The organism is Reyranella sp. (assembly GCF_965229815.1).
In the GTDB taxonomy this organism is placed as follows: domain Bacteria; phylum Pseudomonadota; class Alphaproteobacteria; order Reyranellales; family Reyranellaceae; genus Reyranella.
In genome coordinates, this window is sequence record NZ_CBDDJN010000002.1 from 193,231 (window position 1) to 219,581 (window position 26,351).

Consider the following 26,351-nt stretch of genomic DNA (forward strand, 5'->3'; position numbering starts at 1 on the left):
TTGGCCTGCCGCGGCGGTCACAGGCGCAGGGCGGCCATGGCCTTGCGCAGCACCTCGAAGATCACGGCGGTCGACCAGCCGAACATCAGCACGCCGCACATCGCCGTCGCCGGGCCGAGCAGCTGCCAGCGCGCCAGCGGGACGACGTCGCCGTAGCCCAGGGTCGTGTAGTTGACGAAGGCGAAATAGAGCAGGTCGGCATCGTCGGGGGCCGCGCCGACGATGGCGTAGGTCGCCGCCCAGATCATGGCCTCGAGGAAGTGCGCCAGCATGAGCACCGACACGGTGGCGATCATGATGGCGATCAGGCGGAGCGTCGGCCGCACCGACTCCCGCCGCGCGCCCGAGGCCGCGACCCGCACCACCAGCGTCATGACGGTGGCGTGGATCGCGATGCAGGCCATGCTGGCGAGGCCGCCGGCGAGGAGCTCCCCGATCATCGCGGCCGCCGCGCGTGACCGCCTATCGGGTCCCGCCGGACCGGGCCGCGACGGCCCGGAGCGGACGGGTCGCAGCGAGGTGGCGCACCACCCTCCGCCTCACTTCTTCGTCTTGGCCTTGAGCTCGTCGAGCTGCTGGCGGGCGCCGGCGATCATGCAGGAGAGGTCGGAGGTCAGCATCACCATGTCGAAGCCGCGCTTCACGGCGCCGGCGGCGAAGTCGGCGCTGGCGCAGTGCATGACGCACTTGATGCCGGCCTTGTGGGCCGCCGCCAGGATCCTGTCGCAGGTGTCGAGATGCAGCTTGTCGGTATTGTCGCCGCGCGGCGGCAGGCCGAGCGCGAAGGAGAGGTCGGCCGGGCCGATATAGACGGCGTCGAGGCCGGGCGTGGCGCAGATCGCGTCGAGGTTGGCCAGGCCCTCCTTGGTCTCGATCATCGCCATGACGACGATCTCGTCGTTGGCCTTCGCCACGTAATCCGCGCCGCCATACTGCACGGCGCGCACCGGGCCGGAGGAGCGCATGCCGACCGGCGGGTAGCGGCAGGCGTCGACGGCGCGCTTCGCCTCCTCCGCCGTGTTCACCAGCGGCACGATGATGCCGTAGGCGCCGAGGTCGAGCGCCTTCATGATCGCCGCCGGCTCGTTCCAGGCGACGCGCACGACCGGCACCGTGTCGGTCTGCGACACGGCCTGAAGCATCGGCGCCACGTCCTTCATCTCGGACAGGCCGTGCTGCAGATCGACGCAGAGCGCGTCGAAGCCCTGGCGCGCCATCACCTCGGCAGTGAAGCCGTGGCTGACCGACAGCCAGCCCAGCGTCACGCACTGGCCGGCCTTCCACATCTCCTTGATCCTGTTCGTCCGCATGGCGTCCTCCCCTCCTCGCGTGTCCGCTGTCAGTTCACCAGGTCGACAATAGCCGCCTTCTGCCGATCGGTCAGCGCCGCGCCCTTTCGCGTGGCGGCGTCGACGAACACGTGGGTGAAATGGCCGACGGCGACCGGGGTCTCGCCGTCCGCGAAGATCGCGAGCTCGTAGCGCAGCGAGCTGTTGCCGATCCGGCCGATGCGCACGCCGATGTCGACCGCTCCGGGGAAGCCGACCGGCGCCAGGAAGGTGCAGCCGCTGGCGATGCAGAGGCCGATCGAGGTCTGGCCCGGCGCCTGCAGCACGCCGCGCTCGATCGCCATGGTGGTGAGCGCCGTGTCGAACCAGCTGTAGTAGACGGCGTTGTTGACGTGCCCGTAGGCGTCGCAGTCGGCCCAGCGGCTCGCCATCTTCATCCACCAGCCGTAATGCTGCCGCCGCTCGTCCCGGGCCGCCCGCTCGCCGGTTGCCCGCGCCTCCGTCCCTCGTCCGTCCGCCACCGTCTTCTCCCGTTTCACGAGCGGCAGCCTAGCCGCGCGGCGGGCGGCGGCAAGGGCGAGGTCCATTCACCCGGAGATCGTTCCGCCGCGCCTCCCCGCGCTCCGATTGCCTCACATGCGCGGAGTGGCGCGCCCCCAGCAATGAGTCGACCCGATGTCATCAAGCTCTAAGATGCGCCCACAAGACGACAGGAGGAGATGCCCATCATGGCCAAGACCGTGCTGTACGCGGAGAAGCTCTACGAGGACGACCGGGTCGAGCGCGACGTGTTCGGGCCGGACGTGCGCGTGGTGTGGCGCACGGTCGCCAACCTGTCGCAGCTCGACGAGCGCGACTGCGCCGAGGTCGACGGGCTGATGGTGATGCGCCACGCCGTGACCGAAGAGCATTTCGCGAAGTTCCCGAAGCTCGCCTGCGTGGTGCGCATGGGCGTGGGCTACGACAAGATCGACCGCAAGGCGGCGGCGGCGCGCCAGGTCATGGTGTGCAACGTGCCCGACTACGGCACCACGGAGGTCGCCGACCATGCGCTGGCGCTGGCGCTCGCGCTCCGCCGCGGGATCGTGCTGCACCTCGAGGCGCAGCGGCGGCCGCAGCCGGCGCCCTGGTCCTACATGCGCGACCCGCTGCTGAAGCGGAACGGCGTGCAGACCTTCGGCATCGTCGGGCTGGGCCGCATCGGCACGGCAGCAGCGCTGCGCGCCAAGGCCTTCCAGTTCCGCGTCGTCGCCTACGATCCCTACATGCCGAACGGCACCGAACTCGGCGTCGGCGTCGAGCGCGTGCGGACGCTGGAGGAGCTGATGGAGCGGACCGACACGCTGTCGATCCATGCGCCGCTCACGCCCGAGACGCGCGGCATGATCTCGCGGGCGATGCTGCAGCGCCTGCCCAAGGGGGCCGTGGTGGTGAACACCGCGCGCGGGCCGATCGTCGACGTCGACGCCCTGGCCGACCTGCTGAAGCGCGGCCACCTGGGCGGCGTCGGGCTCGACGTGCTGCCCGTCGAGCCGCCGGTCGAGCCGGTGCCCGAGCTGCTGCGCGCCTACCGCGCCCGCGAGCCGTGGTGCGAGGGAAGGCTGATCATCACGCCGCACTCCGCCTTCTTCACGCCCGAGGCGTGGGACGACACGCGGCGGCTGGCCGCCGAGACGATGCGCGCGGCGCTGGTGGGCCCCAGGCCGCAGAACGTCATCACGCCGGAAATGTTCTGAAGGGTCCGGGCCGGGAGCCGGACGACAAAAAGGCCCCGCCGGCTTTCGCCCCGGGGCCTTCGTCCCTCCCGCCGGGCCCGCCAGTACATCCGTGGCTCGGCCCTTTGGGAAGGTAGCGGATCAGCCGATCCGCTTCAGGTTGTCAGCCGACATCTTGCCGCTGCGGCGGTCGGAGACCAGCTCGTACTCGACCTTCTGGCCCTCGGCCAGGTGGTCGATGCCGGCGCGCTCGACGGCGCTGATATGCACGAAGGCATCCTTGCCGCCGTCATCGGGCTGGATGAAGCCGAAGCCCTTGGTTGCGTTGAACCACTTCACGGTTCCCGTCGTCATGGGAAACCCCTTTTCGTCTACGTAGAGTGCTTGCCCGCCCAAAGTGGGGCAGACCGTCGAATTCGCATGTTTCTCGGGAGTTAAGTCGGAGGCGGGCGCCTGCTCAAAGGCAGGCGGCGGCCCAGTCGTCAATCCGTCCATCGACGCCCGCCATATGGGCGCTTCCGGCGGAGATTTCAAGCGGCATTCCCCGCCGCCCGGGGGCCGGCCTCCCCCGGCACAAGGCGCTTGAAGTCTCACAGGCCCGCCGTCCATACCCGCGGTCCATGCCCGTGGCTCGGCGTCCGCGGTGCGTCGACCGGCTCTCCTGCCCCGATCGAAGAGGTGCTCCTTGGTGGTTTCCGTGCCGGCGCGCATTGCCCAGGAACTCGGGGTCAGGGAGGCGCAGGTCCAGGCCGCCGTCGACCTGCTCGACGGCGGGGCGACCGTCCCCTTCATCGCGCGTTATCGCAAGGAAGCCACAGGATCGCTGGACGACGCCCAGCTCCGCACCCTCGAGGAGCGGCTGCGCTACCTGCGCGAGCTCGAGGCGCGGCGCGCGGTCATCCTCGAGTCGGTGCGCGAGCAGGGCAAGCTCGACGCCGCCCTGGAAGCGGCGATCCTGGCGGCCGACAGCAAGGGCCGGCTCGAGGACATCTATCTCCCCTTCAAGCCCAAGCGCCGCACCAAGGCCGAGATCGCCCGCGAAGCCGGGCTTGGCCCCCTCGCCGACCGGCTGCTGGGCGAGCCGCAGCACGTGCCGGCCGACAGCGCGGCGCCCTTCGTCTCGGCCGACCGGAACGTCGCCGACGTGGCGGCGGCGCTCGACGGGGCGCGCGCCATCCTGGTCGAACGCTTCGCCGAGAACGCCGACCTGATCGGCGCCCTGCGCGAGGAATTCTGGTCGCGCGGGCACCTCGTTTCCAGGGTGCGCGAGGGCAAGCAGGAGGCAGGCGCCAAGTTCAGCGACTATTTCGACTTTTCCGAAGCGCTCGCGAAGATGCCCTCGCACCGCGTGCTGGCTCTGTTCCGCGGCGAGCGCGAGGAGGTCCTCAGCCTGGCGCTGGAGCCGGACGATCCGGCGACGCGGCCCCCGCCGCCCGCACCCGGCGCGCCGCCCGCGGCCGGCGTCTACGAGCTGCGCATCATGAAGGCGTTCGGCATCGCCGACCAGGGACGCCCCGGCGACCGCTGGCTGGCCGAGACCGTGCGCTGGGCGTGGCGCACCAAGATCCTGGTCATGCTGACGATCGACCTGCGGCTGCGGCTGTGGACGGCGGCCGAGGAGGAGGCGGTGCGGGTGTTCGCGGCCAACCTGCGCGACCTGCTGCTGGCCGCGCCGGCCGGCGCCCGGCCGACCTTGGGCCTCGATCCCGGCTACCGGACCGGCGTGAAGGTCGCCGTGGTCGACGCCACCGGCAAGGTGGTGGCCACGAGCACGATCCATCCGCACGAGCCGCAGCGCCGCTGGGACGAGGCGCTGGCGGTGCTGGCGCGGCTGGTGCGCGAGCACAAGGTGGAGCTGGTCGCGATCGGCAACGGCACCGCCTCGCGCGAGACCGACAGGCTCGCGGGCGAGCTGCTGAAGGGGCTGGGCGACCTCAGGCTGCAGAAGATCGTCGTGTCGGAGGCCGGCGCGTCGGTCTACTCGGCATCGGCCTATGCGTCGGAGGAGCTGCCCGGGCTCGACGTGACGCTGCGCGGCGCGGTGTCGATCGCGCGCCGGCTGCAGGACCCGCTGGCGGAGCTGGTGAAGATCGATCCGAAGTCGATCGGCGTCGGCCAGTACCAGCACGATCTCAGCGAGGTGAAGCTGTCGCGCTCGCTCGACGCCGTGGTCGAGGACTGCGTGAACGGCGTCGGCGTCGACCTCAACACGGCGTCGGCCCCGCTGCTGGCGCGCGTGTCGGGCATCGGGACGTCGCTGGCGCAGGGCATCGTCTCCCATCGCGACGCCCACGGCGCCTTCCGCTCGCGCAAGGCGCTGAAGGAGGTGCCGCGGCTCGGCCCCAAGGCCTTCGAGCAGTGCGCCGGCTTCCTGCGCATCCCGGCCGGCGACGATCCGCTCGACGCGTCGGCCGTGCATCCCGAGTCCTATCCCGTGGTGCGCCGGATCATCGCGGCGAGCGGCAGCGCGATCGATGCCTTGATCGGCAACGCCGCCGCGCTGCGCGCGCTGTCGCCGGCCGCGTTCGTCGACGACCGGTTCGGCCTGCCCACGGTGACCGACATCCTGCGCGAGCTGGAGAAGCCGGGACGCGATCCGCGCCCGGCCTTCAGGACCGCGGAATTCAAGGCCGGCATCGAGACGCTGGCCGATCTCGAGCCGGGCATGGTGCTGGAAGGGGTCGTCACCAACGTCGCCGCCTTCGGGGCGTTCGTCGATATCGGCGTCCACCAGGACGGGCTGGTGCACGTGTCGGCGATGTCGACGAAGTTCGTGAAGGACCCGCGCGAGGTGGCGAAGCCGGGCGACATCGTGCGCGTGAAGGTCCTCGAGGTGGACAGGCCGCGCAAGCGCATCAGCCTGTCGCTGCGGCTCGACGATCCGGCGGGCGCAGCTTCTGGAGGACCGGCGGCGCGCGCGGGTCGCCCCGATATGGGCCGCAACCACGGCGGTCGTCCGGACGGCGCGTCCCGGCGCGGCCCGTCCGGTTCGCAAGCCGGCCCGCAAACCGGCAAGGCCGGTTCGGCCGGCGGCGCGCTGGCCGACGCGCTGCGGCGGGCGGGCCTCGGCGCGCGCGAGCGCTGAGGGTCAGCCCGCCGGCAGCGGACGACACGCCGGCGCTGATGGGCCCGCGGCCCCGGAACGTCGTCACGCCGGAGATTCTCCGACGCCTCCGATCAGCAGAAAGGCCCCGCAGGCTCGCGCCCCGGGGCCTTCCTCTCATCCACCGGCGCGAGGCCGGCAGGCAGCGGATCAGTCGATCCGCTTCAGGTTGTCGGCCGACAGCTTGCCGCTGCGGCGATCCGAGACCAGTTCGAACTCGACCTTCTGGCCCTCGATCAGGTGATCGATGCCGGCGCGCTCGACGGCGCTGATGTGAACGAAGGCATCCTTGCCGCCGTCATCGGGCTGGATGAAGCCAAAGCCCTTGGTTGGGTTGAACCACTTCACGGTTCCCGTCGCCATGGGAAACCCCTTTTCGTCTACGTAGAGTGCTTGCCTGCCACACAAGGCCGGCCGTCGAATTCGCATGTTTCTCGGGAGCAAGTCGGAGGCTGGCGCCTGCTCGAAGGCGGGCGGCGTCCCAGTCGTCAATCCGTCCATCGACGCCCGACGTATGGGCGCTTCCGGCCGCCATGACAAGCGGACATTGCGCCGGGTGCGCCTCATCCCCATGTAGAGGCATCGCCCTCTGCCAAGGACCGTCGATGATTCCTGAACGGGATTGCGCCCGCTCGGACGCGGAGGTCCGCCGCACGGCCGCCGCCTTCGCGCGACCGAGCCTCGGCCGGGCGTTGCTGCAGCTGCTCACATCGTTCGGGCCCTTCGTTGCCGGATGCGCGGCGATGTACCTCGCGCTGCCGCTCTCCTACCCGCTGGCTCTCTGCCTGGCCTTGCCAACCGGCCTGCTGCTGGTGCGCATCTTCATCGTCCAGCACGATTGCGGACACGGGTCCTTCCTCGCCTCGCCGCAGGCCAACGCCCTGGTCGGGCGACTGTGCAGCCTCGCGACGCTGACGCCGTTCGGCAACTGGCGGCGGCAGCACGGACTCCACCACGCCGACTGGAACAACCTCGACCGCACGAGCGGCGGCAGCGACATCTACTCCGCGTGCCTCACGGTTCGCGACTATCTCGCGCGCACGCCGCGGCAGCGGCTGCTCTACCGACTGCCGCGCCATCCGCTCATCGCCAACGTCCTGCTGCCGCCGCTGGTGTTCGTGCTGCTCTACCGGGTGCCGTTCGACACGCCGCGCGGCTGGGTGCGCGAACGGAACTCGGTGTTCCTCACCGATGCCGCGCTTGCGGTGCTGTTCGCGACCCTGGCCGCCCTGCTGGGCTGGCGCGAGGTGCTGGCGGTCCACCTGCCGGTCATGGCCGTGGCCTCGATCGTCGGCGTGTGGCTGTTCACGGTGCAGCACCGCTTCGAGACCGCGCACTGGAGCCGGGAAGGGCAATGGAGCTTCGTCGGGGCGGCCCTCGCGGGATCGTCGTGGCTGCGCCTGCCGCGCGTCCTGCACTGGCTGACCGGCAACATCGGCTTTCATCACGTCCATCATCTCAACCCACGGGTGCCCAACTATCGGCTGGACGCGGCGCATGGCGCCGTCCAGAAGATCCGAAAGGTCCGCGGGCTCTCGCTCAGGGACAGCTGGCATGCGCCTTGGCTCACGCTTTGGGACGAGGCGTCGGGCCGACTGGTCCGCTTCAGCCAGGCCGAGGACCAGGCGCTCCACGGGGCCACCCACGGGAGGGAACACGGCATGACGGACCCAACGCCTGCGGCGCGTTATCGAGTCACCGTGACCCGGCGCGGCCCACCGCCGCGCCCCTTCGGATGGGAGGTGTGCCGTCGGGGCGACGGCGCCGAGATGATGCGGTCGAGCGAGACGTTCCAGGCACGGCACGAGGCGATCGCCGACGGCGAGCGCGCCGCCCGAAATCTCGACGCCCTGCCGGACGACTGAACGGCCGCGCGGCCGTTGGACGCTCGGGACGGAAGAGCGTAGACGAAGGCCACCATCGCACGACGGCCCCGGCAGCGATGGCTGAGAGAGACGCGTGCTCCCGCCCCTTTCGCGAGGTGCACCATGAAGTCAGGCGGCGACCGACTTTCGCGTTCCCCCGAAGACCGGCGCTCCCGCGCCTCGCTGGCGTGGCGACAGTACGAGGTGAGACTGGCATCCGGCCGCATGGCGAGGCTGGGCTTCTCGCTCGCCGACCCGCTGGATGCCTCCATGGCCCGCGCGATGAAGGCGCACGACGCCGCGCATCTCGGGCTGCTGATCGTGCTCGACGATCCGGAGTCGCTGGAAGAGGTGGTAGTGTGGTTCCACCAGACCACGTCCCTCACGCTGGTCGCGCAGACCGGCGACATCGCGATCGGAGAGGAGGTCAGGAGCCTGCTGCCGCGCTACTTCGCCGCCTTCTTCGACGAGATCAGGGACGTCGCGCCGGCGCTGGCCGACGTCCGGCTGGCCATGCCACGCACCCGCGACAAGAACCTGCACTGAGTCGCCGATCGCCCCGCGGCGAACGGTACGACCGACCTCACCGGCAGGATCAGCCGGTCTTGGCCTCCGCCGCCATCCTCTCCAGGCGCGACGCACTTTCCCCGAGCTCCTCGACATAGCGGGCCAAACGACGGCGGTCGCCGTCGTCGGTCACCGTCTCGGTCAGGCGCCGCGCGCGGCGGGCGAGGTCGCGCATGTCGTCGGCCTGCTTCAGGATGCTCTCCTTGCTCGGCGGCCGCACCATGGGGGCCGTCTGCGTCTTCTCGAACATGCGCTTCTCCGTTGGGGCGCTGCGGCCGGGCCGCACGCGCAGGGGGCTCGCCGGCGGGCTTTCCGCCGACGGCGCAGGGCACTGGTTGGGAGGATTCCTTTCAGGCCTTGGCGGCCGGGCAGAAAGCGGCGGCGAACGCCACCTTCGACAAAGGCATAGCAGCCCGCGCGACCGGTGGCCACCCGCCGGGACGCGCTTTCGCCGGACCCCGGTCTTGCATGGTGCCTGCCATGCGCCCATATCCACATCATCGTCGGCAGCGACCACCGGGCGCCGGCGGCTGAGAGCGTGCCCGCTCCCGCCTGCCCCGCCATTCCAAAGGTGATCACTGTCCCCCTCCCGAACGCGCTCGTACCGTTTCCTGGACAGTCCCAAGGACCGGCTCGTCCGCCATGAACTGGCACTGCTGCGTTCCCTGGGCGTGGCGCGCCGAAGCGCCTCCGCGCGCGTTCCGCCGACCCGCCGGCGAACGGATCGTCTGCGCGACGCCTCGTCCGAGCGCGATGGCGCGTATCGCATCCCCCCGTTCCCGGGTCCGACACGCTCCACCGCGCGCTCCGCGTGAACATGGCCGACCCGGGTCGCTTCGACCCGCCGGCGCGCCGGCTGCCTGCCGGGTGCCGTCTGCGGCGCGCGGCGAGCGGCGATGCAGGCCGCATCGCCGGCCTGTTGCGGGCCGACGACCGCCGCGAAATGGAAGCACTGGACGGACGCCCCGCCCTCGACGTGCTGGAAGACTGGATGCGCGGCGGCTGCCACGTCCTCTCCGTGCGCGGCGAGGCGACGGCGATATTCGGCATCGTCGGCTGCCCCGGTTCGTCCGTGGCCCCGGGCCAGCGCGCGGCGACGCCGTGGGCGGCCATCGTCTCCACGCTCGGCGGCGACGATCTCGCCGACATGATGTGGCTGTCGCGCTTCCAGGTCGATTCCTGGCAGCGTCGATGGCCGCTGCTCCAGACCGTGTGCGACACGCGCAACAGCTTCCGCCGGCATTGGCTCGACTGGCTGGGCTTCGAGCATCGGGGCCGCGTCGAGGGCTTCGGCGCGGCCGGCCTGCCCTTCGATCTGCTGGTCCGTCTGCGCGTCGGGACGCCAGCCCTGTCGGCGAACGCGCCATGAGCCGGCCGACGCGCGGCGCCATGCGTCATCTCGGCGTGCTGCGCGGCAGCGGCGTGCTGCGCAGCCAGGGCGCGGTGCTCGGGGACGCGCGCTACGAGATCGACGGCTATCGGATGAAGCCGGGCGAGGTCGTGGGCTCGGGCGAGATCAGCATGACCCCCGACGACCTCGCCAATGCGCTGGGCCGCCGAGACCTCGAGCTGACGACCGAGGACGGCAGAGTCCTGGCGGTGCGATTCTCCGGCGGTGCGCGCAGCGCGCGGTCAGGCATCGCCCATGCCGACATCACCGGCGGCCTGCCGGCCGAGGACGACTGGCGCCGCTGAGGGGGAAACGAGCGCCCGATCAGGCCCCCGCCGAGCGCACCAAGGTTCCCGGCCGCGCGCCGGTCTCCTCGCCCTGCTCGAAGATCGGCGTACCCGAGCAGATCGTCATGTCGTAGCCGTCGACCTTCTGGACCAGCCGGCGGCCGCCGGCCGGCAGGTCGAAGACCATCCGCGGCGCGTGCAGGCGCATGTTGTCGAAGTCGATGACGTTGACGTCGGCCTTCAGCCCGGGCTGCAGGCGGCCGCGGTCGCGGAAGCCGAAGAAGTCGGCGGTCTCGCTGGTCTGCGCCTTGACCACGCGCTCGAGCGCCATGCGCGGGCCGCGCGTGCGGTCGCGCACCCAGTGGCACAGCATGGTGGTGTTGAGCGAGGCGTCGCAGATCACGCCGCAATGGGCGCCGCCGTCCGACAGGCCGAGCAGCGTGTGCGGGTCCTCGATCATCTCGCGCACCACCTCGAGATCGCCGTGCACGTAGTTGGTGACCGGGAAATAGACCATGCGGCTGCCGTCGCCGCCGACCAGGTAGTCGTAGCAGAACTCGGCCGGGCTCACGCCGTCGCGCGCCGCCATGGCGGCGATGCTGCTCTCCGGCGGCGGCTCGTAGTCGGGCGGATCACCCAGGAGATACATGCGGTCCCAGCGCGTCGCGATCTGGCGCGACAGCGGCGGAAGCACCTCGAGCAGGCGCGGCGAGGCCTCCTCGGCCAGGATCTGGCGCCGCACCGCGGGATCGCGCAGGCGGGCCAGCATCTCGGCCGGCGGCAGCTTCGAGAGAGCGGCGAAGGCCTCGCGCAGCGCGAAGGGATTGAGCGAGGTGCCGAGGCCGAGCGTCAGGCCGACCGGCCGGCCGGCGACCTGGGCCGACAGCGGCAGGCGGTCGGCGCGGGCGGCGCGCACGCCGTCCATCAGGCGGCGCCAGCGCTCGGGATCGTAGCTGCGGTCGGTCAGCAGGAACCAGACGGGACGGCCGCTGTCCTGCGCGACCTGGCGCAACCAGCGGAACTCCGCCGCCTCGTCCTCGAAGTCGGAAAGCATGCCGAAGGCGCCGCGGCCGGCGCGGCCCATGGCGCGGCCGATCGCCAGCAGCTCCTCGTGCTCGGCGTAGCGGCCGGGCACCAGGTCGCCGGCCAGGGTCTTGTGCTGGTCGGTGCGGCTGGTGGTGAAGCCGACGGCGCCGGCGCGCATCGCCTCCTCGGCCAGCCGGCCCATCGCCTCGATGTCCTCGGCGGTGGCGTTCTCGCGGGCAATGGCGCGCTCACCCATGACGTAGACGCGCAGCGGATGGTGGGCGAGCTGGGCGGCGACGTCGATGGTGCGCGGCAGGCGGGCGAGCGCGTCGAGATAGTCGGGGAAGCTTTCCCAGTCCCACTTCAGCCCCTCGGAGAGGGTGATGCCGGGAATGTCCTCGACACCCTCCATCAGGTCGATCAGCGCCGTGTGGTGCTCGCGGCGCACCGGCGCGAAGCCGACGCCGCAATTGCCGAACACGATGGTGGTGGCGCCGTGCCAGGAGCTGGGCGCCAGCACCGGATCCCAGGTCGCCTGGCCGTCATAGTGGGTGTGCACGTCGACCCAGCCCGGGGTCACGATGCGGCCGTCGGCCTTCACCTCGCGGCGGCCGGGACCGGCCTTGCCGCCGACCTGGACCAGCCGGTCGCCGTCGATGGCCACGTCGCCCTGCACGGCGGGCGCGCCCGTGCCGTCGACGATCCTGCCGCCCCGGATGACGATGTCGTGCATTGCCCGTCCCGCCTGCTGTCAAAGGAAGAAGCGCCGAGCTTTCCACACATCGCCGGCCGCCGGAAGGCTCGCGTTCCGGAGCGCGGGCGCTGGCACCGGCCGGCGGGGGTGCTACACGGGAACCACGGGTCGTCGAAGGAGCGTCGAATGGAGTACAGGCCTCTCGGGAAGACCGGCCTCACGGTGAGCGTGGCCGGGCTGGGCTGCGGCGGCAACAGCCGGCTGGGGCTGGGCCGCGGCGCCTCGGTTGCGGACTGCGTCGCGGTGGTGCGCACGGCGATCGACCTCGGCGTCAACTTCCTCGACACGGCCGAGGCCTACGGCACCGAGGCGATCGTCGGCGAAGCCGCTCGCGCGCACGGGCGCGACAGGCTCGTGATCTCGACCAAGGCGGTGTTCGGTACCGGCGACACGGCGGCAACGGTGGCGCAGAAGGTCGAGGCCTCGCTGCGGCGGCTCGGCCTCGATCATGTCGACATCTTCCACTTCCACGCGGTGGCGCCCGCCGCCTACGCCCATCATCGCGACGTGCTGGCGCCCGCCCTGCTGAAGCTCCGGGACCAGGGCAAGGTGCGCCATGTCGGCATCACCGAGACCAGCCCCGCCGATCCCGAGCAGAAGATGCTGGCTCAGGCGATCGAGGAGGATCCGTGGGAGGTCATCATGCTCGCCTACAGCCTGATGAACCAGGGCGCGCGGCGGCACGTCTTCCCGACGACGGCGCGGCGCGGCATCGGCACGCTGCTGATGTTCGTGGTGCGCAACATCTTCAGCAACGCCACCTATCGCGCCGAGATCTTCGCCCGGCTGGTCGCCGAGGGCCGACTCGACCGGGCGCTGGTCGCCGACGGCGATCCCCTCGGCTTCCTGACGGCGGGCGGCGCGGCGGAGAGCCTGACCGACGCCGCCTACCGCTTCGTGCGCCACACGGAAGGCGTCGACGTCGTGCTCTTCGGCACCGGCAACAAGGACCATGTCGCGGCCAACGTCGCCTCGATCCTGCGCCCGCCGCTGCCTGCGCCGGTGGTCGCGCGCCTGCAGGACTCGTTCGGGCACCTGACCGGAGTCGGCCTCGATCGGCCCGGACCGGTCACGGCGTAGCGAATTAACCAAAGGACCCTGCAAATTGGCCGGCCCCTTCGTTGCCGTTCGATGACGAACGGGCCAAAATGGTCAGCGCCGCTTCAGGCTGCGACAATGGAGGGAGGACAACCGCTGGACATGGCACTTTCCACGGTCGTTCCATGCCTTGGCCGCCCCACTCACCGGGCGGCCGCCGAGAGATGAAAGCCACCCTGTTCGCGCATCTTGGCGCCATCATGCTGGCCGCACTGGCCGTCTGGGCGATGCGCCAGGAGGTGACCGCCAAGGCCGCCCCGCGGCGCGCCTGGGCGATCGCGCCGGTCGCGGCCCTGCTGGTGGCCGTGATCCTGCTGGTCGTGTCGCCGGGCAAGCGCTTCGAGCTGTGGGCCGCCGCCATCGTCGGCGGCGTGGCGCTGGGCGCGGCCGCCGGGATGCTGCTCAAGGTCAACCAGGATTTCGGCCACAAGCTGATCCGGGTCGCCCCGGCCTGGGACGGGATGGGCGCGGCGGCGGCGCTGCTGCTGCTGGCGGTGGCCCGCTTCGTGTCCTCCGACCTCATGACGCGCCGCTCCGGCAAGTTCGGCGTGCTGGCGGCGGCGGCGACCTTCCTCGCCGTCTATATCGGCGTCCGCTACCTCGTGATGCGCTTCCACAAGGCGCCCAACGCCATGCATCTCGACATGTCGCCGGGCCAGGACCCGGGCCGCACCTTGGTCCACTGAGGCCGGCCGCGTCGCGCGCTCAGACGGCGCGGACACCGCTCAGGCGGCGCGGACCCGGACGCTGCCGATGAAGGCGTCGACCTCGGCCGGACCGAGCGTGCCGCCGAGCGGCGCGCAGCGGATGCCGTAGAGGATCCAGAGGAAGCCGTCGCCCTGCGAGGGGCCGTAGCGGCGGACGCCGATGCAGGCATGGCCGTGCTCGCTGGTGAAGGTCATGAAGTCGGCGCCCAGGCGATGGCCGAGCGGCGAGAAGTCCCGGGTCATGCGGCCGTCGCGCATCTCCGACCGGATGTCCTTCTGCAGCGAGGCCCCCTCCATGATCGAGGCACCGGAGCTGGTCGCCTCGGCGAGATAGTAGAAGACGCTCGAGCCGTTCTCGCTGCCCTGCGCGACCCAGTTCCGGAAGGTGCCGTCGGCGTCGGCCTCCCAGCCCCTCTGTCCGCCCGAATAGTTCTGGGTCGAACGGCAGCGCAGGCCGTCGGGCACGGCGATCCGCGAATGGCTGCAGGCGATGCCGTACCAGCGCACCGTCTCCTGGGCGCCGGCGACGGCGGCCCCGCCCAGAACGGCGCCCGCGAGCGTCAGCGTGAACAACAGGCCCAGGATCATGAAGACCTCCCCCGATTTTCGGAGAGGCTAACGAGGATGGCAGGCGATAAAAACGTTGCGGGACTGCAATTGGTCGCCGGCGCCCCCTCAGCCGCCCGGCGCGAGCGCGGCGTCGCGGACCGTCACCTCGAGCGGCGTCCGGACATGCAGGTCGCGCTGCGGGAACGGGATCTCGATACCGTCGGCCTGGAAGCGGTCCCAGATGTTCAGCAGCACCTCGCTCCGGACGTTGGATAGGCCGTTCATCGGATCCTGGATCCAGAAGCGCAGCTCGAGGTCGACCGAACTGTCGCCGAAGCCCTTGAGCAGGCAGACCGGCGCCGGCTCCTTCATCACCCGCCCGACCGCACCGGCGGACTCGAGGCAGAGCGCCATCGCGCGGCGGACATCGGAGCGGTAGGAGATGCCGACCGGCTGCCTCAGCCGCACCTGTCGCGAGCTGTAGGTCCAGTTGACGACCTGGCGCGTCACCAGCTCCTCGTTGGGGATCAGGTACTCCATGCCGTCGCGGGTGATGACGGAGACGTAGCGCGCGGCCAGCGCGTTCACGCGGCCGTAGGTGTCGCCGACCACCAGCACGTCGCCGGGCTTGATCGACTTGTCGAGCAGGATGGTGATGCCGCTCACGAAGTTGGCCACGATCTTCTGGAGACCGAAGCCGATGCCGACGCCGATCGCGCCGGTCAGGACGGCGAAGGCCGTGAGGTCGATGCCGACCGTGCGCAGGGCCAGGAACACGGCGATGACCGCCAGCACGATCTTCAGCAGCTTGACGACCAGCACCTGCAGCGAGGGCGTCAGCGTCGCGGCGCTGGTGATGCGCCGCTCGAGCACGCGCCCGACCAGGGTCGCGACCCACAGCAGCAGCGCCAGCGAGAGCAGGCCCTCGATCACCGTCAGGACCGAGATGCGCAGGCCGCCGAGACTGAGGGCGACTCGGTCGAAGGCGACCATGGTCGGCTCCAGCAGGTCGAGGATGCTGAGCGCGGCGATGACCCAGATCACGACGGCGACGAGGCGCGACCAGAGCGGGTCGCGCACCAGCGAGGCGGTGAGGCGGATCACCACCCAGGCGCTGAGCAGGCTCGCCGCGGTCTTCAGCAGGTGGAGCGGCAGGCCGGCGCCGGCCGCCAGCACGACGGACGGCCACAGGAGCAGGAGCCAGACGGCCGGCAGGACGAGCGGCGTGGCCACCAGGGCCAGGCGCGAGGCCTCCGGCCGCGCCGCGCCGGCGGCGCCGGTGCGCAGCAGCCGCGCCCGGATTCGGCCCGACAGGAGCCGCGCGACCAGATAGAGGATGCCGATCGCCAGCGCCTGGCCCAGCGTCGCGACGCTGAGCGAGAGCGCATTCTCCTCCAGCCAGTGCCGCGTCGCGTCGAGCTCGGCGTCGTAGAATGCCGGATCGAGGTACCTGTCCATCCCTGGGCCTCCCTGTCTTTCCTTGCGCGCGGTCCAGACAAAACAGCCGGCGGACAGGGCGGGTTCCTTTCCCGGGGCGTCAGGACCCGGGCGGCGGGTCCTTCAGCCCCTCGCGCACCGACTTGAAGTTCAGCATGCGGTCGATGATGCGGTCGAGCCAGCGGTCGGGCAGCAGGCGCGGCGCCACCCAGAATTTCCAGTAGTGGTCGGGCACGAGGTAGCGCGCCCGAGGCCGGCGGCTCTCGAGCGCCTCGACGATGCGACGGGTCACGGTCGCGACCGGCATGGCGGTGCGCCGGTTGTGCTGCAGGTCGACGCCGCGGAACAGCGGGGCGTAGTCGCTGTCCTCGAAGGCCGTGCTGATGTGCTGCGCCTTGTCCCAGATCGGCGTGTCGATCGAGGCCGGCTGCACCACGATGACGTCGATGCCGTAGATCATGAGCTCGCGCCGGAGCGAATCCGAAAGTGCCTCGAGCGCGTGCTTGGAGGCGGCATAGGCGCCCATGAACGGATAGGCGATGCGGCCGCTCACCGAGCTGATGTTGACGATGCGGCCGGGCGCCTGGCCGCCGTCGCGCGGCGTCCGCAGGAGCGGCAGGAAGGCCTGCACGACGTGCAGCACGCCCACGACGTTGACCTCGAAATGCCGGCGCACGATCTCCGGTGCCATCACGCTGAGCGGCCCGGGACTGGAGATGCCGGCATTGTTGACCAGGCCCGCCAGCGTGTCGCCGGCCAGCGTCTCGCGAACGCGATCGGCCGCGGCGCGCACGGCACCGGCATCGGTGACGTCGAACACCAGGGGCGTGAAGGACGGGCCGAGCTCGGTCTGCAGGCGGTCGGCATCGGCCGTGGTGCGGACGCTGCCGAAGACGCGCCAGCCGCGCCGGCAGAGCTCGGCCGCGGCGGCGTTGCCGATCCCGGTCGAAACGCCGGTGATGACCACGGACTTCATCGCAGCGTCTCTATCCCCGTTGCCCGCCTGCGGGCAACGGGCGCCGGCCTACTCCGCCGCCTGGCGCCGGCGTGTCACGGAGTCGAAGCGCTGCTGGCGGCGCTCCCGGCGTGGATCGTCCATCTCCGTCCCCAGCGGCTCGGCCACCCAGCCGTCGCGGCCCGGCACGTAGTTGCGGTTGTTCTGTGCCGGGTTGCGGTTGACCAGCGGCCGCGCATAGAGCGGGTTGGTCATCGAGCGCACCTCGTGCTCGATCTGGAACAGCGGCGCGCCGGTCTCGAGATCGATGATCTGCTCGAAGCGGTACTGGTACTGGTTGCTTTCCTCGGTGACGAGATCGCGGGCGAGCAGCCGCTTGTGCGGACGCGAGAAGTTGGCGACGTAGACCTGGATGTGATGGCCGTCATAGGCCTCCTGTGGGGCCTTGCTCTCGCGGAAGATCAGCTCCTGCGAGGGCCCGACCGAGACGTGCGCCGCCGGCGCCTCGCCGCCCTCGTCGACCGCGGTGTCCGTCTCGAAGACCTCGGCGTAGAAATCCGCGATCGGCCGGGCGGCGCCCGTCGGCACGTCGAACTCGACATAGGGCATGCCGAGCTGCATCCGGCCGAAAGCACCGGGCTCGTGGATGCGCAGCGTGTTGCCCCACGGGCAGGTCGTCTCGACGAAGTCCTCGTGCTCGGCGAAGGCGAAGCGCGTGCCCTCGAGCGGCTTCTTCATCCGGTCCAGCCGCTGCAGCAGCGCGGCTCGATCGGGGATCACCAGGCCGGTGCGGCCGCGCAGGCGCTGCGGCTTGCCGGTGATCAGGTGGAACTGGCTGTGGCCGACGTTCACCCACATGTTGTCGACGCTGGTCATCAGGTAGGGGTCGCGGGTGAGGCCGAGGCCGCTGATGTAGAACAGCGTCGTCAGGCCCTGGTCCGCGACCTGCAGGTTGACGTGCTCGAGGCCCACGATGTTGCCGAGATCCTCGGCACTGCGGTCGTACGTCTTGCCGTCCTTGGGCATGGGTCGCCTCCCTCCGGGAGAAGGGAGCTTTGCACGAATCCCGGTTGGCAGCCCCTGCAAAAAATGCGGAACTGCCGCCAAGGGCACGCCCGGCGGGCGAAAAGCTGCCCGGGAGGATCTGCCCATGATCACCAAATTCGACAGTTCCTATGTCGGCACCGTCGACATGGAGGAGCTCGGCTACCTCGGCAAGCCGATCAACGACCGGTGGTATTCCAACGAGGAGCTCGCCGGCGCCCTTCACAAGGCGGTCGCCTATGCCCGGACCATGGACGGGCTGGGCTACGACACGTTCTGGATGGCCGAGCATCATTTCCAGCCGGAAGGGACGGAGTGCATCCCCAACCTGCTGATGATGGCGACCCACCTCGCCGGCCTGACGCGTAACCTGCGGCTCGGCTGCGGCTTCAACATCGTGCCGATGTGGCACCCGCTGCGCCTGGCCGAGGACTATGCCATGGCCGACATCCTGACCGGCGGCCGCGTCGTGTTCGGCGTCGGCCGCGGCTACCACACGCGCGAGGTCGAGACCTTCGGCTCGCCGCTGACCGACCAGGCGGCCAACCGCGAACTGTTCGAGGAAGGCGTCGACATCGTCTTCAAGGCCTTCAACGAGGAGCGCTTCAGCCATCACGGCAAGCACTACACGCTGCCGCCGGCCGTGCCCTATCGCGGTTACACGCTGAAGGAGCTGACCCTCGTGCCGCGGCCGATGCGCCTGCCGGTCGAATGCTGGCAGCCGATCCAGAGCGGCTCGGCGCGCGCCTTCGACTTCATGGCCAAGCACGGCATCTCCGGCGTGATCGGCGGCGGCTCGGCCGAGGGCGGCGCCGTCGACCGCCACATGGTCGAGTTCCGCGCCGCCTATGCGCGGCGCGGCGTCGAGCTGGCGCTCGGCGAGCGGCTGTCGCTCGGCTACCAGTTCTTCATCGCCGAGAGCCGCGAGGCCGCCATGCGGGCGGCGGCGCAGTACTACGAGGAGAACATGAAGATGTTCGGCGAGCTTCGCCTGGTGCGCGCCATCACCGAGGAGCAGATCGCGGCCATGCGCGACCCGCGCCTGGTGCCCGGCATCAGGCTGCCGCGCATCGAGGATGCGGTGAAGGCGGGCGGCTTCCTGGCCGGCACGCCGGACGACATCATCGCCGAGCTGAAGGCGGTCGAGAAGCGCTACCCGGGACTCGAGCGCGTGAGCTGCAGCATGGCGCTCGGCACGCCGCTGTCGGTCGCGCTGGAGCAGCTCGAACGTTTCGCCAAGGAAGTGATGCCGGCCTTCGGCTCGCCCGCGGCCAGGGCGGCAGCCGACTAGGGCGTGGCCTGATCCCACGATCGAATCCGTGCGCCACCGTCGGGCGCATGTCAGGAGAGAGGAAGCCAGATGATCTTCGAAATGCGCACCTACCTGATGAAGCCGGGCAGCATCCCCAAGGTCGAGGAGCTGTTCGGCGCCGCCTTGCCGGCGCGCGCCAAGCTGTCGCGTTTCGCCGGCTTCTGGCGGACCGAGGTCGGCACGCTGAACCAGATCATCCATATCTGGCCCTACAAGGACATGAACGAACGCGACCAGATCCGCGCCGAGGCGGTGCGGAGCGGCGTGTGGCCGCCCAAGATGGCCGAGTTCATCCTCGAGATGGAGAGCAAGATCCTGCACCCGGCGCCCTTCTCGCCGCCGTTCGATCCCGGCGAGCACGGCGCGCTCTACGAGTTCCGCACCTACACCTACAATCCCGGCGCCATCCCCAAGGTGATCGAGGCCTGGAAGCCGCTGGTGGCGGCGCGCTCGGCGATCTCGCCGCTGGTGTTCGCGGGCTTCTCCGACATCGGCGCGCTCAACCAGTGGGTCCATGTCTGGGCCTACAAGAACATGGCCGACCGCGAGACCCGGCGCGCCCAGGCGATGAAGCCCGGCCAGTGGCCGCCGCCGCGCCCCGACGGCGTCAACCTGCTGAAGCAGGAGAACTGCTTCGCGGTGCCGGCGAGCTGGTCGCCGCTGCGCTGACGATGTCCTTGCACGAGTTCATGCTCCTCTCCCCCGTTGGGGGGAGAGGAATCCGAAAGAAAGCAAAAGAGGAAGCGCCGCCATGACCGTCAGCATCCGCCAGATCGGACCCTGCTTCGCCGGCGAGGTCGAGGGCATCGACATGCGCCGGCCGCTCACGCGCGACGAGGTCGCCGCGATCCATGCCGGCATGGATCGCTACGCCATCCTGGTGTTCCACGACCAGGACATCGACGACGCCCAGCAGCTCGCCTTCACCCAGAGCCTGGGCGAGATCGAGCACGCGATCGGCACCAGCCTGCGGGCGGCCAGCGAGTATCGCCTCCCGACGACCTTCGCGGACGTCTCCAACCTCGACAAGGAGAACCGGCCGTTTGCCCGCGACGACCGGCGGCGGTTGTTCGGCATCGGCAACCGGCTGTGGCATTCGGATTCGTCGTTCAAGGTCGTGCCGGCCAAATACTCGTTGCTGCACGCCGTCAGCCTGCCGACCAGGGGCGGCAACACGCAGTTCGCCGACATGCGCGCCGCCTACGACGCGCTCGACGAGGAGACCAAGGCGCTGGTCGAGGACATGGTCTGCGAGCATTCGCAGATGTTCTCGCGCCAGCTCATCGGCTTCACCGACTTCACGGACGAGGAGCGCGAGCGCTTCCGGCCGGTGCGGCAGTGCATGGTGCGCGTCCATCCGGTGACCGGCCGCAAGTCGCTCTATCTTTCGAGCCACGCCGGCGAGATCGTCGGGTGGCCGATGCCGGAGGCGCGCGCCTTCCTGCGCGACCTGATCGAGCACGCCACCCAGCGCGAGTTCGTCTACACCCACCAGTGGCGGATCGGCGACCTGGTCATGTGGGACAACCGCCAGACCATGCATCGCGCGCGGCCGTTCCCGGCGCACGAGCGGCGCGACATGCGGCGCACGACCCTGGCCGGCGACGGTCCGACGGCGGTGCAGCTGGCGGCGTAGGGCTCAGACCGCCGACGGCGGGTAGACCGCGCGACGCGGACCGATCCGTGGCGGATTCGGCCGTGGACAGGCATGCGTCGGATGGAACAAGACGGGGGGTCGAGAACTCCTCGCGACATTCGAAGCCATCGCCCGAGGCGCCCCCGCACATGCTTTCGACAAGCCTCGTGGTCTCCTGCGTCGTCTTCCTGTTGATCGCCGTTCGCCAGCGGTTGCCTCGATTCGTCCGCATCTGGCACATCATGACGGCGGGGGCCGCCGTTCTGCTGATACTCGGCGAGATTTCGCCGCTTGCCGCCGTCAAGGCCGTCGACTGGAACGTCATCGTCTATCTGTTCGGCGTCTTTGCCGTCGGATCGGCGCTGTACGATTCGGGCATTTCTCACGCGATCGGCCGGCGCATCATCGATACGCGCCGACCGGCCCGCACTTTCCTGATCTTCATCCTGGCCACCGCGCTCTGTTCGGCGGTCCTGACCAATGACGCGGCCGCGGTGATCGGCACGCCGATCGCCTTGATGCTCGCCCGGGCGCTCAACCGGCCACCCGTCACCCTCCTGATCGCGCTGTGTGCGACCGTGACGGTCGGCAGCATGGTGAGCCCGGTCGGCAATCCGCAGAACATCCTGATCGCCACCGCCGGACATTTCGACAATCCGGTCGGCACGTTCGCGCTGTGGCTGGCGGTGCCGACACTGGCCTCTCTCGCCTTCGTTTTCGTCTGGCTCGGGCGCGCCCTCCGCAGAGGACCATCGGCCACCGGGAGCACGATCGTCGACCTGCCGCCGCCGCATTCCGAGCCGCGTACCTGGCCGGCCTATCTGGGAACCGCCCTGCTCGTCGTCCTGGTCGGCGCCGACAGCCTGCTCGAGAGGAGCGCGAGCGGGCTTTCCGTGCCGTTCGGCGTGGCCAGCCTGATCGGCTGCGCACCGATCTTCCTGTTCTCCAACCGGCGTCTCCAGACGTTCAGGGAAGTCGACTGGCCGACTCTGGCCTTTTTTGCGGCGATGTTCGTGGTCACCGGGTCGCTGCTGCAGTCGGGATCGCTGCAGGCTTTGCTCGGCTCCCTGCAGGATCGGCTCGACGAGCCGCCGGTCACGGCGGCGATCAGCTTCTGGGCAAGCCAGCTGTTCTCCAATGTCCCGGTCGTGGACATCTACCTGAAGCTGCTGCCCAACGGCGAGGTCCCCAACCTGATGATGCTGGCCGGCATCTCGACGCTGGCCGGCAACCTGTTCATCATCAGCGCCGCCAGCAACGTCATCGTCGTTCAGCAGTCGGAGAAATTCGGCCAGGCACCGTTCACGTTCTGGCAGTTCTCGCTCGCGGTCCTCCCGATCACCGTCGTGTCGGTCGGATTGACCTATGGATGGATTTCCTGGAGGGCCGGCGGCGCGTGAGGCGCCTCGTCGGTCGGAAGTTCAGGGCTTGCCGGGGCAGGCGCAGCCGGCGGGCTTCTTGCACATGGCGCCGCCCTTGTCCTTGGCCATGCACACGCCGCCGCACGGGACCTCGTTGGGCCGGCAGTGAATGCAGCAGTACCGGCCGGGATAGTTGCCGCCGCTCAGGCTGCCGCGCGGCTCGATCTTGCCCCCCTGCTGTCCCTGTCCCGGCTGGCCCGGCTTGCCCGGGGTCTGGGCCTGCGCCAACTCGATGCTGCCGGCGTCCGGCCACGGCGAATAATCGGCGGCGAAGGCCGGCAGGGAGAGCAACACAAGCAACAGGGCCAGCACGCGCATCGCCACTTCTCCATTCCGTTCGCGGGCCCGTCCGCGCGCCTCTCCGGGCAGGCGCCCCAGATATAGGCCGCCCGTCAGGTCTTGAGCAATGCGGCCATGATGCGCTCGCGGTCGAGCGGCATGTCGCGAATGCGCACGCCCAGCGCATGATTGACGGCGTTGCCGATGGCGGCCGCCGTCGGCCCGACGGTGCATTCGCCGACTCCGAGCGGCGGATTGCCGGCGCCATCGACGAACTCGGCCGCCATCTCCGGCACCTCGCCGAAGCGCAGGATGGGGTAGCTGTCCCAGTCGCGCGAGGCGATGCCCTCGCCGTCGAGCCGTACCTGTTCCTTCAGGGTCCAGCTCACGGCTTGCAGGATGCCGCCCTCGAGCTGGTTGCGCGCGCCGTCCGGGTTGACGACGAGGCCGGCGTCGGCGACGCACCAGACCCGGTCGACCCGCACCGTCTCCTCGACGGTGACGGCGGCGACCACGGCGGCGTAGGCGGCGCGGTTCTTGTAGCGCGCGACGCCGATGCCGAGCCCCTTGCCGGTGCCGGCGGGGCCGCGCGACGGCCAGCCGGAGCGCTCGGCCACCAGTTCCACCAGCCGTCGCGCCCGCTTCTCGCTCAGGATGGACAGGCGGTAGGCGACCGGATCCTCGCCGGCGCGCGCGGCGAGATCGTCGATCAGCGATTCGATGGCGAAGACGTTGGGCAGCGCGCCCAGCCCGCGCAGCGCCGAGGTGCGCACCGGCGGGTCGAGCACGAGATGATGCAGGATGCGATGCGCCGGCACGTCGTAGATCGGCACGGCGTTGCGCGTGCCGCCGCCGCCGCGCGCCTCGGGCGGATCGAACGGCGCCACCGGGGGCGGCGGCTCGGCCAGCGCCTCGCTGGCCAGCAGCCAGCCGGTGCCGTTGCCAGGGCGCTGCACATGCGTCGGGCTCCAGATCTCGGTCGTCCAGTCGGCCGGCCGGCCCTCAGCGTCGAGGTCGACGTGCAGCGTGACCAGCATCGCGGGCCCGACCGGCTCGAAGCCGAACTCCTCCTCTCGCCGCCATTGCAGGCGAATCCAGCGGTCCGGCAGGTGGCGGGCGACCAGCGCGGCGTCGAGCGCGGCATCGTCGGCGCCGTTGTGGCCATAGCAGCCCGCGCCGTGCAGATGCTGGGCGGTGATCGCCTCGACCGGCAGGCCGAGCACGGCGGACAGGTTCTTCCGCAGCGGATGCATGCCCTGGCCGTGCGAACGCACGGTGAGGTGCCCGTCGCTGAACCGGGCGAGCGCACAGGACGGCGCCATCGAGGCGTGCGCGATGTAGGGCCGCGACACGGTGATCCGCACCGGATCCTTCGGCGGCGTCGCGGGTCCCGGCCAGGCGCCGATGCGCCGGTCGTCGCTCGGCCGGCCCTGCAGCCAGGCGGCTTCCTGCTGCGCCGGATCGAGGCGAGGCGCCCCCTGCCAGGTGGCATGCGCCGGCGCGGCGGCGGCGGCGGCCTCCGCGACGCTCTCGACCGGGCTCACGAAGGCCGCGAAGCTCGCCTCGCGCACGATCGTGAGTTCGGCGCCCGCGTGGCCGCGCAGGGCAGCGCGGCGGATGGCGGCCTCGTCGAGCGCCGCCAGCGTGGCGCCACGGCCGGGCTGGCGCAGCGTGCGGGCATGCAGGACGTCCTTCGGCATCTCGTCGTGGACGAAGGCAGCGCCCGAGAGCTTGGCCGGCAGGTCGACGCGCGGCACGCTGCGACCGACGACGGTGTAGGCCGAGGCCGGCTTGACCGGCGCCGTGCCGGTAGCGGCCTGGCCGAAGTCGATCTCGCCCGCGACGGTCCAGTAGTCCTGCCCGGTCGCCGCACCGTTCTGCACGAAGTGTCCGTCGACCACGGCGAGGTCGTCGGGGCTGCAGTTCAGCCGCAGCGCCGCGCGCTCCAGGGCCTTCGCACGGACCTCGGCGCAGACCAGCCGCACCGAGCCGCCGGAGACCTCGATCGACAGCGACGAGGTCGTGTACTGCTCGTCGGGCCCGTCGGTGGTGCTGCCCGACAGGACGGCGACGCGGTCGAGCGGCAGGTCGAGCTCGTCGGCCGCGATCTGGCCGATGGCCGTGACAACGCCCTGGCCCATCTCGACCTTGCCGGTGGCGATGCGCACCGTGCGGTCGGGCAGGAAGCGGATCCACCGGTCGAGCCGTGGATTGTCGACCAGGCTCTGCGGCAGGGTCGGCGCGCTCACGACGGCGTCCCCGCGCCCGCGCTGGTGCCGGCGCGCAACGCGGCCGCCGCGCGCTCGACGGCGCGCAGGATGCGCTGGTGCGCGCCGCAGCGGCAGAGATGGCGGTCGAGCGCCGCCACGATGGCGGCGCGATCGGGCGCGGGATTGCGGTCGAGCAGCGCCTTGGCCGACATCACGATGCCGCTCAGGCAGTAGCCGCACTGGCCGGCCTGCTCGTCGAGGAAGGCCTGCTGCAGGGGATGCGGCCGCTCGGCCGAGCCCAGCCCCTCGACCGTGGTCACCCGGGCGTCGGCGACCGTCCCGACCTCGCGCGTGCAGGCATAGACCGGCTCGCCGTCGACCAGCACCGTGCAGCAGCCGCACTGCTCCAGCCCGCAGCCATAGCGCGTGCCCATCAGGCCGAGATGGTTGCGCAGCACCTCGAGCAGCGTCGCCGTCTCCGGCGCGTCGACTGTTCGGGCCTGACCGTTGAGCGTGAAAGCGATGGCCATGAACCTTCCCTCCGATTCCTCTCCCTCTTTGGGGGAGAGGTCAGGTGAGGGGGCCATCGAGGATTCTCTCCACTGTCCCCCTCACCCAGCCTCTCCCCCAAGGGGGAGAGGAGCATGATGCTTGAGCCTACAGGAGATCGGCGACGGCCGCGCGATAGCGGGTGATCGCGTCGAGATGGTCGGCGTAGCCCTTGCCCGCGATGCGCTTGTGATGGTTGCTGACATAGGTCGTATGGCAGGTGACGTGGGTCACGCCGGCCTTCTTCCAGAAGGTGAACTCGCGGCGCCAGTCGTCGGGCGTTCCCTTGCCGGGCGACACCCAGACCTCGAGCCCGACCGCCGCGGGATCTCGGCCCTCGGCCCTGATCAGGGCGCGCAGCTTGTCGAAGGCCTTCAGGGCATCGTCGCCCGCCGGATACTGCAGCGGCATGAAGCCGTCGCCGTACTTGGCGGTCCGCTTGAAGGTCGCCTCGGCATGGCCGCCGAACCACACCGGCACGCGGCCGGACTTCGGCCGCGGGTTGATGCCGCCATCGTCGAGCTGATGGAACTCGCCCTTGAAGGTGATGCTGGGCTCGGCCCACAACGCCTGCATGAAGCGCACCTGCTCGGCCGAGCGCCGGCCGCGCGTGCGGAAGTCCATGCCAAGTCCCTGGAACTCGATCTCGTTCCAGCCGACGCCGATGCCGAGGCGAAAGCGGCCCTCGCACAGCTCGTCGAGGCAGGCCGCCTGCTTGGCCACCAGCGCCGCCTGGCGCTGCGCCAGGATCACCACGCCCGAGGCGAAGCCCATCTTCTTCGTGACGCCCGCCAGGAAGGCGAAGACCACGAAGGGATCGTGATAGGCCGTCGCCGTGGTGCCGACGCGCCGGCCGCCATAGTCGATGTCGGGATTGCCGCCCAGCACATGGTCGGCCGCCAGGAGATACTGGTAGCCCAGCCCTTCGGCCGCCTGCGCATAGTCACGCAGCGGCGCGGGACCGGTACCGATGTCGCCGACCGGTAGAGAGGCGCCGAGTTGCATGGTGTTGTCTCCCCTCTTGCAGGACCGCAGTCCTCCAGGCCAGCTCATGATTCAAGCTCCTCTCCCCCGCTAGGGGGAGAGGTTGGGAGAGGGGGCATCAGCAGCTCGTGCAACCCCCTCACCTAACCTCTCCCCCTAGCGGGGGAGAGGAAC

27 protein-coding genes are annotated in these 26,351 nt (G+C 70.5%); 12 read left to right on the forward strand and 15 right to left on the reverse strand.

What is annotated here, in order from left to right:
* Nucleotides 1-17 precede the first annotated feature (17 nt).
* The 3 genes from ACO073_RS01325 to ACO073_RS01335 all read right to left on the reverse strand — a co-directional run bounded on the left by ACO073_RS01325 (nt 18) and on the right by ACO073_RS01335 (nt 1,876).
* Nucleotides 18-440 carry an ion channel gene (locus ACO073_RS01325; RefSeq protein ID WP_421994484.1) on the reverse strand — a complete coding sequence of 141 codons (423 nt, stop codon included), beginning with the start codon at nt 438-440 and terminating at the stop codon, nt 18-20.
* Between the two features lie 99 nt (nt 441-539).
* On the reverse strand, nt 540-1,310 hold the full coding sequence (locus ACO073_RS01330) for an HpcH/HpaI aldolase family protein (protein WP_421994486.1): 771 nt from the start codon (nt 1,308-1,310) through the stop codon (nt 540-542).
* 29 nt (nt 1,311-1,339) lie between these two features.
* Nucleotides 1,340-1,876, reverse strand: coding sequence for an acyl-CoA thioesterase (locus tag ACO073_RS01335; RefSeq protein ID WP_421994488.1), 537 nt, complete (start codon nt 1,874-1,876; stop codon nt 1,340-1,342).
* A 141-nt stretch (nt 1,877-2,017) separates the two neighbouring features.
* Between ACO073_RS01335 and ACO073_RS01340 the strand changes: the two genes are divergently transcribed.
* Nucleotides 2,018-3,025 (forward strand): C-terminal binding protein, encoded by a 1,008-nt coding sequence (locus ACO073_RS01340; protein ID WP_421994491.1) that lies wholly within the window; start codon nt 2,018-2,020, stop codon nt 3,023-3,025.
* A gap of 120 nt (nt 3,026-3,145) precedes the next feature.
* Here ACO073_RS01340 and ACO073_RS01345 read toward each other — a convergent pair whose 3' ends face one another.
* Nucleotides 3,146-3,358: a cold-shock protein gene (locus ACO073_RS01345; RefSeq protein ID WP_421994493.1), complete on the reverse strand. Its 213-nt coding sequence runs from the start codon at nt 3,356-3,358 to the stop codon at nt 3,146-3,148.
* 334 nt (nt 3,359-3,692) lie between these two features.
* On the opposite strand from ACO073_RS01345, the gene ACO073_RS01350 reads away from it, so the two are divergent.
* On the forward strand, nt 3,693-6,089 hold the full coding sequence (locus ACO073_RS01350; protein ID WP_421997368.1) for a Tex family protein: 2,397 nt from the start codon (nt 3,693-3,695) through the stop codon (nt 6,087-6,089).
* Nucleotides 6,090-6,257: 168 nt separating this feature from the next.
* On the opposite strand, the gene ACO073_RS01355 is transcribed toward ACO073_RS01350, so the two are convergent.
* Entirely contained in the window at nt 6,258-6,470 is a 213-nt protein-coding gene (locus ACO073_RS01355; protein ID WP_421994495.1) for a cold-shock protein, read from the reverse strand.
* Between the two features lie 242 nt (nt 6,471-6,712).
* Here ACO073_RS01355 and ACO073_RS01360 point away from each other — a divergent pair, with 242 nt between their 5' ends.
* The gene (locus tag ACO073_RS01360) at nt 6,713-7,972 is read left to right on the forward strand and encodes a fatty acid desaturase family protein (RefSeq protein ID WP_421994497.1); all 1,260 of its coding nucleotides are present in this window, start codon (nt 6,713-6,715) and stop codon (nt 7,970-7,972) included.
* Nucleotides 7,973-8,176: 204 nt separating this feature from the next.
* Nucleotides 8,177-8,518, forward strand: coding sequence for a hypothetical protein (locus ACO073_RS01365; RefSeq protein WP_421994499.1), 342 nt, complete (start codon nt 8,177-8,179; stop codon nt 8,516-8,518).
* Nucleotides 8,519-8,567: 49 nt separating this feature from the next.
* Here the strand turns inward: ACO073_RS01365 and ACO073_RS01370 are convergent, their stop codons facing one another.
* Nucleotides 8,568-8,789: a hypothetical protein gene (locus tag ACO073_RS01370; RefSeq protein ID WP_421994501.1), complete on the reverse strand. Its 222-nt coding sequence runs from the start codon at nt 8,787-8,789 to the stop codon at nt 8,568-8,570.
* A gap of 567 nt (nt 8,790-9,356) precedes the next feature.
* Here ACO073_RS01370 and ACO073_RS01375 point away from each other — a divergent pair.
* Nucleotides 9,357-9,908 (forward strand): hypothetical protein, encoded by a 552-nt coding sequence (locus tag ACO073_RS01375; RefSeq protein WP_421994503.1) that lies wholly within the window; start codon nt 9,357-9,359, stop codon nt 9,906-9,908.
* A complete protein-coding gene (locus ACO073_RS01380) occupies nt 9,905-10,234 on the forward strand; it encodes a hypothetical protein (protein WP_421994505.1) in 330 nt (109 codons plus the stop codon). Before ACO073_RS01375 ends, ACO073_RS01380 begins: the two co-directional genes overlap by 4 nt.
* A gap of 19 nt (nt 10,235-10,253) precedes the next feature.
* Here ACO073_RS01380 and ACO073_RS01385 read toward each other — a convergent pair whose 3' ends face one another.
* The gene (locus tag ACO073_RS01385; RefSeq protein WP_421994507.1) at nt 10,254-11,975 is read right to left on the reverse strand and encodes an N-acyl-D-amino-acid deacylase family protein; all 1,722 of its coding nucleotides are present in this window, start codon (nt 11,973-11,975) and stop codon (nt 10,254-10,256) included.
* Between the two features lie 147 nt (nt 11,976-12,122).
* Between ACO073_RS01385 and ACO073_RS01390 the strand changes: the two genes are divergently transcribed.
* Nucleotides 12,123-13,076 carry an aldo/keto reductase gene (locus ACO073_RS01390; RefSeq protein ID WP_421994509.1) on the forward strand — a complete coding sequence of 318 codons (954 nt, stop codon included), beginning with the start codon at nt 12,123-12,125 and terminating at the stop codon, nt 13,074-13,076.
* Between the two features lie 182 nt (nt 13,077-13,258).
* Entirely contained in the window at nt 13,259-13,780 is a 522-nt protein-coding gene (locus ACO073_RS01395; protein WP_421994511.1) for a hypothetical protein, read from the forward strand.
* Between the two features lie 39 nt (nt 13,781-13,819).
* Here the strand turns inward: ACO073_RS01395 and ACO073_RS01400 are convergent, their stop codons facing one another.
* The 4 genes from ACO073_RS01400 to ACO073_RS01415 all read right to left on the reverse strand — a co-directional run bounded on the left by ACO073_RS01400 (nt 13,820) and on the right by ACO073_RS01415 (nt 17,768).
* Nucleotides 13,820-14,389: a hypothetical protein gene (locus tag ACO073_RS01400; RefSeq protein ID WP_421994513.1), complete on the reverse strand. Its 570-nt coding sequence runs from the start codon at nt 14,387-14,389 to the stop codon at nt 13,820-13,822.
* A gap of 87 nt (nt 14,390-14,476) precedes the next feature.
* The gene (locus ACO073_RS01405; RefSeq protein WP_421994515.1) at nt 14,477-15,808 is read right to left on the reverse strand and encodes a mechanosensitive ion channel family protein; all 1,332 of its coding nucleotides are present in this window, start codon (nt 15,806-15,808) and stop codon (nt 14,477-14,479) included.
* Between the two features lie 79 nt (nt 15,809-15,887).
* Nucleotides 15,888-16,763, reverse strand: coding sequence for an SDR family NAD(P)-dependent oxidoreductase (locus ACO073_RS01410; protein WP_421994517.1), 876 nt, complete (start codon nt 16,761-16,763; stop codon nt 15,888-15,890).
* A gap of 48 nt (nt 16,764-16,811) precedes the next feature.
* Nucleotides 16,812-17,768, reverse strand: a complete 957-nt coding sequence (locus ACO073_RS01415) for a hypothetical protein (protein WP_421994519.1) — start codon at nt 17,766-17,768, stop codon at nt 16,812-16,814.
* A gap of 124 nt (nt 17,769-17,892) precedes the next feature.
* Between ACO073_RS01415 and ACO073_RS01420 the strand changes: the two genes are divergently transcribed.
* The 4 genes from ACO073_RS01420 to ACO073_RS01435 all read left to right on the forward strand — a co-directional run bounded on the left by ACO073_RS01420 (nt 17,893) and on the right by ACO073_RS01435 (nt 22,134).
* Nucleotides 17,893-19,077: an LLM class flavin-dependent oxidoreductase gene (locus ACO073_RS01420; RefSeq protein WP_421994521.1), complete on the forward strand. Its 1,185-nt coding sequence runs from the start codon at nt 17,893-17,895 to the stop codon at nt 19,075-19,077.
* 69 nt (nt 19,078-19,146) lie between these two features.
* Nucleotides 19,147-19,767: an NIPSNAP family protein gene (locus ACO073_RS01425; RefSeq protein ID WP_421994523.1), complete on the forward strand. Its 621-nt coding sequence runs from the start codon at nt 19,147-19,149 to the stop codon at nt 19,765-19,767.
* Between the two features lie 82 nt (nt 19,768-19,849).
* Nucleotides 19,850-20,734, forward strand: coding sequence for a TauD/TfdA dioxygenase family protein (locus ACO073_RS01430; RefSeq protein ID WP_421994525.1), 885 nt, complete (start codon nt 19,850-19,852; stop codon nt 20,732-20,734).
* Between the two features lie 149 nt (nt 20,735-20,883).
* Nucleotides 20,884-22,134 (forward strand): SLC13 family permease, encoded by a 1,251-nt coding sequence (locus tag ACO073_RS01435; RefSeq protein WP_421994527.1) that lies wholly within the window; start codon nt 20,884-20,886, stop codon nt 22,132-22,134.
* 21 nt (nt 22,135-22,155) lie between these two features.
* On the opposite strand, the gene ACO073_RS01440 is transcribed toward ACO073_RS01435, so the two are convergent.
* The 4 genes from ACO073_RS01440 to ACO073_RS01455 all read right to left on the reverse strand — a co-directional run bounded on the left by ACO073_RS01440 (nt 22,156) and on the right by ACO073_RS01455 (nt 26,198).
* Nucleotides 22,156-22,473, reverse strand: coding sequence for a hypothetical protein (locus tag ACO073_RS01440; protein ID WP_421994529.1), 318 nt, complete (start codon nt 22,471-22,473; stop codon nt 22,156-22,158).
* A gap of 74 nt (nt 22,474-22,547) precedes the next feature.
* Nucleotides 22,548-24,683, reverse strand: coding sequence for a molybdopterin cofactor-binding domain-containing protein (locus ACO073_RS01445; protein ID WP_421994531.1), 2,136 nt, complete (start codon nt 24,681-24,683; stop codon nt 22,548-22,550).
* Nucleotides 24,680-25,174, reverse strand: coding sequence for a (2Fe-2S)-binding protein (locus ACO073_RS01450; RefSeq protein WP_421994533.1), 495 nt, complete (start codon nt 25,172-25,174; stop codon nt 24,680-24,682). The genes ACO073_RS01445 and ACO073_RS01450 overlap by 4 nt, the downstream gene beginning before the upstream one ends.
* 127 nt (nt 25,175-25,301) lie before the next feature.
* A complete protein-coding gene (locus ACO073_RS01455; protein WP_421994535.1) occupies nt 25,302-26,198 on the reverse strand; it encodes an LLM class F420-dependent oxidoreductase in 897 nt (298 codons plus the stop codon).
* Between the last annotated feature and the right edge of the window lie 153 nt (nt 26,199-26,351).

Bases quoted from the DNA above. Each gene is read 5' to 3' on its own strand.
- ACO073_RS01435 (WP_421994527.1), top strand. From the start codon at position 20,884: ATGCTTTCGACAAGCCTCGTGGTCTCCTGCGTCGTCTTCCTGTTGATC.
- ACO073_RS01335 (WP_421994488.1), bottom strand. From the start codon at position 1,876: ATGGACCTCGCCCTTGCCGCCGCCCGCCGCGCGGCTAGGCTGCCGCTC.
- ACO073_RS01420 (WP_421994521.1), top strand. From the start codon at position 17,893: ATGATCACCAAATTCGACAGTTCCTATGTCGGCACCGTCGACATGGAG.
- ACO073_RS01455 (WP_421994535.1), bottom strand. From the start codon at position 26,198: ATGCAACTCGGCGCCTCTCTACCGGTCGGCGACATCGGTACCGGTCCC.
- ACO073_RS01340 (WP_421994491.1), top strand. From the start codon at position 2,018: ATGGCCAAGACCGTGCTGTACGCGGAGAAGCTCTACGAGGACGACCGG.
- ACO073_RS01325 (WP_421994484.1), bottom strand. From the start codon at position 440: ATGATCGGGGAGCTCCTCGCCGGCGGCCTCGCCAGCATGGCCTGCATC.
- ACO073_RS01400 (WP_421994513.1), bottom strand. From the start codon at position 14,389: ATGATCCTGGGCCTGTTGTTCACGCTGACGCTCGCGGGCGCCGTTCTG.
- ACO073_RS01385 (WP_421994507.1), bottom strand. From the start codon at position 11,975: ATGCACGACATCGTCATCCGGGGCGGCAGGATCGTCGACGGCACGGGC.
- ACO073_RS01395 (WP_421994511.1), top strand. From the start codon at position 13,259: ATGAAAGCCACCCTGTTCGCGCATCTTGGCGCCATCATGCTGGCCGCA.
- ACO073_RS01360 (WP_421994497.1), top strand. From the start codon at position 6,713: ATGATTCCTGAACGGGATTGCGCCCGCTCGGACGCGGAGGTCCGCCGC.
- ACO073_RS01415 (WP_421994519.1), bottom strand. From the start codon at position 17,768: ATGCCCAAGGACGGCAAGACGTACGACCGCAGTGCCGAGGATCTCGGC.
- ACO073_RS01410 (WP_421994517.1), bottom strand. From the start codon at position 16,763: ATGAAGTCCGTGGTCATCACCGGCGTTTCGACCGGGATCGGCAACGCC.
- ACO073_RS01380 (WP_421994505.1), top strand. From the start codon at position 9,905: ATGAGCCGGCCGACGCGCGGCGCCATGCGTCATCTCGGCGTGCTGCGC.
- ACO073_RS01390 (WP_421994509.1), top strand. From the start codon at position 12,123: ATGGAGTACAGGCCTCTCGGGAAGACCGGCCTCACGGTGAGCGTGGCC.
- ACO073_RS01330 (WP_421994486.1), bottom strand. From the start codon at position 1,310: ATGCGGACGAACAGGATCAAGGAGATGTGGAAGGCCGGCCAGTGCGTG.
- ACO073_RS01355 (WP_421994495.1), bottom strand. From the start codon at position 6,470: ATGGCGACGGGAACCGTGAAGTGGTTCAACCCAACCAAGGGCTTTGGC.
- ACO073_RS01425 (WP_421994523.1), top strand. From the start codon at position 19,147: ATGATCTTCGAAATGCGCACCTACCTGATGAAGCCGGGCAGCATCCCC.
- ACO073_RS01440 (WP_421994529.1), bottom strand. From the start codon at position 22,473: ATGCGCGTGCTGGCCCTGTTGCTTGTGTTGCTCTCCCTGCCGGCCTTC.
- ACO073_RS01375 (WP_421994503.1), top strand. From the start codon at position 9,357: ATGGCCGACCCGGGTCGCTTCGACCCGCCGGCGCGCCGGCTGCCTGCC.
- ACO073_RS01430 (WP_421994525.1), top strand. From the start codon at position 19,850: ATGACCGTCAGCATCCGCCAGATCGGACCCTGCTTCGCCGGCGAGGTC.
- ACO073_RS01450 (WP_421994533.1), bottom strand. From the start codon at position 25,174: ATGGCCATCGCTTTCACGCTCAACGGTCAGGCCCGAACAGTCGACGCG.
- ACO073_RS01345 (WP_421994493.1), bottom strand. From the start codon at position 3,358: ATGACGACGGGAACCGTGAAGTGGTTCAACGCAACCAAGGGCTTCGGC.
- ACO073_RS01370 (WP_421994501.1), bottom strand. From the start codon at position 8,789: ATGTTCGAGAAGACGCAGACGGCCCCCATGGTGCGGCCGCCGAGCAAG.
- ACO073_RS01405 (WP_421994515.1), bottom strand. From the start codon at position 15,808: ATGGACAGGTACCTCGATCCGGCATTCTACGACGCCGAGCTCGACGCG.